General features: G+C 70.4%; 5 protein-coding genes. 4 read left to right on the top strand and 1 reads right to left on the bottom strand.

All coding sequences use genetic code 11. The annotated features are described in order from the left end of the window. From IM632_RS13260 to IM632_RS13275, 4 genes are all read left to right on the top strand, one after another. Positions 1-327 (top strand): S46 family peptidase (locus IM632_RS13260; protein ID WP_296552447.1); only part of this gene is annotated, 327 nt, incomplete at its 5' end. Positions 328-358: 31 nt separating this feature from the next. Then, a complete protein-coding gene (locus IM632_RS13265) occupies positions 359-1,435 on the top strand; it encodes an NADH:flavin oxidoreductase (protein WP_296504410.1) in 1,077 nt (358 codons plus the stop codon). 132 nt (positions 1,436-1,567) lie between these two features. Next, positions 1,568-2,848, top strand: a complete 1,281-nt coding sequence (locus tag IM632_RS13270) for a nucleoside transporter C-terminal domain-containing protein (protein WP_296480883.1) — start codon at positions 1,568-1,570, stop codon at positions 2,846-2,848. 22 nt (positions 2,849-2,870) lie between these two features. After that, positions 2,871-3,488 carry a glutathione S-transferase gene (locus IM632_RS13275; protein WP_296480886.1) on the top strand — a complete coding sequence of 206 codons (618 nt, stop codon included), beginning with the start codon at positions 2,871-2,873 and terminating at the stop codon, positions 3,486-3,488. A gap of 216 nt (positions 3,489-3,704) precedes the next feature. On the opposite strand, the gene IM632_RS13280 is transcribed toward IM632_RS13275, so the two are convergent. Next, positions 3,705-4,246, bottom strand: a 542-nt coding sequence (locus tag IM632_RS13280; RefSeq protein WP_296552450.1) for a hypothetical protein, incomplete at its 5' end; no start/stop codon positions are given.

Below are 4,246 nucleotides of genomic sequence, written 5' to 3' on the forward strand. Positions count from 1 at the left end.
GGCCTCTACGAGCGCGCCACCGGCGCCGAGCCCTTCCGCGTCGCCGACCGCTGGCTGGCCGCCCGGGACCGGATGAACCTGGACGCCGTCTTGAACTTCGTCACCACCAACGACATCGTCGGCGGCAACTCCGGCTCGCCGGTGATCAGCGCCAAGGGCGAGGTCCTGGGCGCCGCCTTCGACGGGAACATCCATTCCCTCGGCGGCGACTACGGCTATGACGCAATCCTGAACCGGACCGTCGTGGTCTCCACGGCCGGCGCCACCGAGGCCCTGCGCCACGTCTACGGCGCCGACGCACTGGTCCGGGAGCTGGGGGTCCGATAGGGCCCGGCGATACACCAAGAAGGGGGAACCGATGACCGACCTGTTCGCGCCGATGCGCTTCATCCGCGGCCCGGAGATGAAGAACCGGCTGATGCTGGCGCCGCTCACCAACCTGCAGAGCCATCCCGACGGAACGCTCTCCTACGACGAGCACCGCTGGCTCACCCTTCGCGCCCAGGGCGGCTTCGGCCTGACCATGACGGCGGCGGCCCATGTCCAGCGCATCGGACAGGGCTTCCCCGGCCAGGTCGGCGTCTACTCCGACAACCACATCCCGGGCCTCGCCCGCCTGGCCGAGGACATCCGCAAGGCCGGCAGCCTCGCCGTCGTCCAGCTGCACCACGCCGGCATGCGGTCCCCCGCCGCCCTGATCGGCGAGGCCCCGGTCTGTCCTTCCGAGGACGCCGAGACGGGCTCCCGCGCCCTGACCCTCGACGAGGTCCACCGCCTCCGCGACGACTTCATCGCCGCCGCCGTCCGCGCCGAGAAGGCCGGCTTCGACGGGGTGGAGATCCACGGCGCCCACGGCTATGTGCTGTGCCAGTTCCTCAGCGCCCAGACCAACCGCCGCACCGACGCCTACGGCGGTTCGCCGGAGAACCGCGCCCGCCTCATTCTCGAAATCATCGATGGCGTTCGGGCCGCCTGCCGCACCGACTTCAACCTCGGCCTGCGCCTGTCGCCCGAGCGGTTCGGCCTCAGCCTGATGGAGATCCGCGACCTCGCCGGCCGCCTCTTTTCCGAGGCGAAGATCGACTATCTCGACATGTCCCTCTGGGATTCCTTCAAGGAGCCGGTCGAGGAGGCCCATCGCGGCCGGACCCTCATGTCGTACTTCACCGACCTGCCGCGCGGCGAGGTGCGCCTCGGCGTCGCCGGCAAGATCATGAGCGCCGCCGACGCCAGGGCCATGCTGGACGCCGGCGCCGACTTCGTCCTCCTAGGCCGCGCCGCCATCCTGCATCATGACTGGCCGCAGAAGGCGCGGGCCAATCCCGACTTCCGGCCTGTCAGCCTCCCCGTCACCCGGGCCCACCTCGAGGCCGAGGGCCTGGGCCCGGCCTTCGTGAACTACATGGCCACCTGGGCCGGCTTCGTCGAAGGCTAGCAACGCCCGAATTGCTTCCCATCAGGGGGGTCCCGGCGCAGCCGGGTGAGGGGCGCAACGGAGTCGCAGCTGGGAGGTTGCGCCGCGGCCGTTCCGGCGTTCAACTGCACGCCGAACCGGGGAGACCAGCTCATGTTCCGCATCGAGAACGCCCAGAGCCTCCTTGGCCTGGTCGTCATCATCGCCCTTTGCTGGGCGGTCTCCGAGAATCGCCGGGTCTTTCCCTGGCGGCTGGCGGCGGGCGCACTCCTGATCCAGCTCCTGCTGGTGCTGGGCCTTTTCGGCCTGCCCCCCCTGCGGGCCGTGGTGGCCGCCCTCGGCCAGGGGGTCGAGGCCCTCGCCGCCGCCACCCAGACCGGCGTGGCCTTCGTCTTCGGATTCCTCGCCGGAGGGGAGGGGCAGCCCTACGCCGTGGCCAATTCGGGCGCCCTGTTTGTCTTCGCCTTCCGCGTGCTTCCCGTCATCCTCGTGGTCTGCGCCCTCGCCGCCCTCCTCTGGCATTGGGGCGTCCTGAAGGCGGTGACCCGCGCCTTCGGCCTTGTCTTCGAGAAGACCATGGGCCTGCGCGGTCCGCCGGCGCTTGCCGTGGCGGCGACCATCTTCATGGGCCAGGTGGAGGGCCCCATCTTCATCCGCAGCTACCTCGCGCGCCTCAGCCGATCCGAACTCTTCATGCTCATCAGCGTCGGCATGAGCTGTGTCGCCGGGTCGACCATGGTGGCCTACGCCGCCATCCTGAAGGACGTCCTGCCGAACGCCGCCGCGCACATCATCACCGCCTCCGTGATCTCTGCGCCGGCGGGCGTGCTGCTCGCCCGGATACTCGTGCCCCGCGATATCGCCGCCGAGCAGTCGGAGCCTCTGGAGACAGGCTCGGAGAAATCCTACGAGAGCAGTATCGACGCGGTGAGCCGGGGCGTCTCGGACGGCCTCCAGATCGCCCTCAACATCGGGGCCACCCTCATTGTCTTTGTCGCCCTGGCCGCCATCGTGAACGGACTGCTCGGCCTGCTGCCCGATATCGCCGGGGCCCCTCTGACCCTCGAGCGCATCCTCGGCGTGATCTTCGCCCCCCTGGTCTGGCTCATCGGCGTGCCGGCCCATGACGCCCAGATCGCGGGCGCTCTTCTCGGGGTCAAGCTGGTGCTGACCGAGTTCACGGCCTTCATTCAGCTGGGCGCCACGCCGGTCGACGCCATCGACCCGCGCACCCGGGTGCTCATGGCCTACGCCCTCTGCGGCTTCGCCAATATCGCCTCGGTGGGCATGAATGTGGCGGGTTACTCCGTCCTGGTGCCCGAGCGCAGGTCCGAGGTGATCGGGATGGTCTGGAAGGCCATGTTCGTCGGCTTCCTCGCCACCTGCCTGTCCGCCTCCGTCGTCGGCCTCCTGCCGCGCGAACTCTTCCACTGACCCGCCCGCACAGGGAACTTCCATGAAGCTCTACGACACCCCCCTCGCCCCCAATCCCCGTCGCGTGCGCTGGTTCATGGCCGAGAAGGGGATCGAGGACGTCGAGATCGTCCGCGTGAACATCATGGAGGGCGACCACAAGACCCCGGACTACCTCCAGCGTTTCGGTCTCGCCAACATCCCGGCCCTGGAGCTGGACGACGGGACCTGCATCACCGAGAGCCTGGCCATCTGCCGCTATCTCGAGAGCCGCTATCCGCAGGGGAACCTGTTCGGCGCCACGCCCGAGGAGGCCGCCGTCATCGAGATGTGGACCCGCCGCGGCGAGCTCCTGGTCGCCTGGCCCCTCATGCTGGCCGTCCGCCACACCCACCCGGCCCTGGCCCGGCTGGAGACCCAGGACCCCGCCGTCGCCGAGGCCAACCGCACGGCGGGCCTGCGCGGCCTGAAGGTCCTCGACCGCCAGCTCCGCGACCACGAATGGCTGGCCGGCGACCGCCTGACCATCGCCGACATCGTCGCCTTCATCGGCATCGACTTCACCCGGATGATCAAGCTGGAGATCCCGGCGGAACTGGAAGGCGTGCACCGCTGGCTCGCCGCCATGCGCGCCCGCCCCGCAGCGACGGTGGCGGTCTGACACAGCGCCCATTGCTCCCCATCAGGGGGAGCTCCCCGCGCAGCGGGGTGAGGGGGTGCAACAGCGGTTCAGAAGCCCCCCTCCGTCCCGCTGCGCGGTCCACCTCCCCCTCAAGAGGTGGAGGAATTTCAACGTCTTAATTGCTCCCCATCAGGGGGAGCTCCGACCGAAGGTCGGTGAGGGGGTCAACGGCGCTTCAGCCGGCGGCCGACGCCCTCACTCCGCCCGGATCAGCTCCAGCGACCGCACCCGGCTGTCCAGGTCCGGCGCCACGGCCATGACGAACAGCTCGTCCGCCCCGGTCGCTTCGGCCTTCTTCGCCAGACCCCGTCGCACGGTGTCCGGATCACCCACGATGGCGCGGGCCAGGACGGCGGGCAGGCGGGGGTCGTCGCGGCGGGATTCAAGGAAGGCGAGGGCGTCCTCGATGCGGGGAAAGCGCGGCCGCTCGCCGTCGGCGCCGGGGCCGTCCAGGCCGGCGAGGGCGCTTGCCCGCATGGGGGCGGCAAGGCGCTCGGCGGCCTCCGCCGTCTCCGCGGCCAGGGCGATGGTCGCCACCGCGGCCCAGCCCTGCTCACGGAAGGCCGAGGCGGTGAAGGCGGCGCGATAGGCGCTCACCGCCGGGCCGCCGTCGGTTCGGGCGATGAACTCGGCGAAGACCATGCCCACCCCGGCGCGGCCGGCGAAGTCGGCGGTCTCGGGCGAGGAGCAGAGGAGGAAGAGGTCCGGGTGCGAGGGCCCCGACGGCGAGGCGTGGA

It is taken from the genome of Phenylobacterium sp. (genome assembly GCF_020402505.1).
GTDB lineage: Bacteria > Pseudomonadota > Alphaproteobacteria > Caulobacterales > Caulobacteraceae > Phenylobacterium.

Coding starts and splice junctions, on each gene's coding strand:
- IM632_RS13265 (WP_296504410.1), top strand. CDS start 359: ATGACCGACCTGTTCGCGCCGATGCGCTTCATCCGCGGCCCGGAGATG.
- IM632_RS13270 (WP_296480883.1), top strand. CDS start 1,568: ATGTTCCGCATCGAGAACGCCCAGAGCCTCCTTGGCCTGGTCGTCATC.
- IM632_RS13275 (WP_296480886.1), top strand. CDS start 2,871: ATGAAGCTCTACGACACCCCCCTCGCCCCCAATCCCCGTCGCGTGCGC.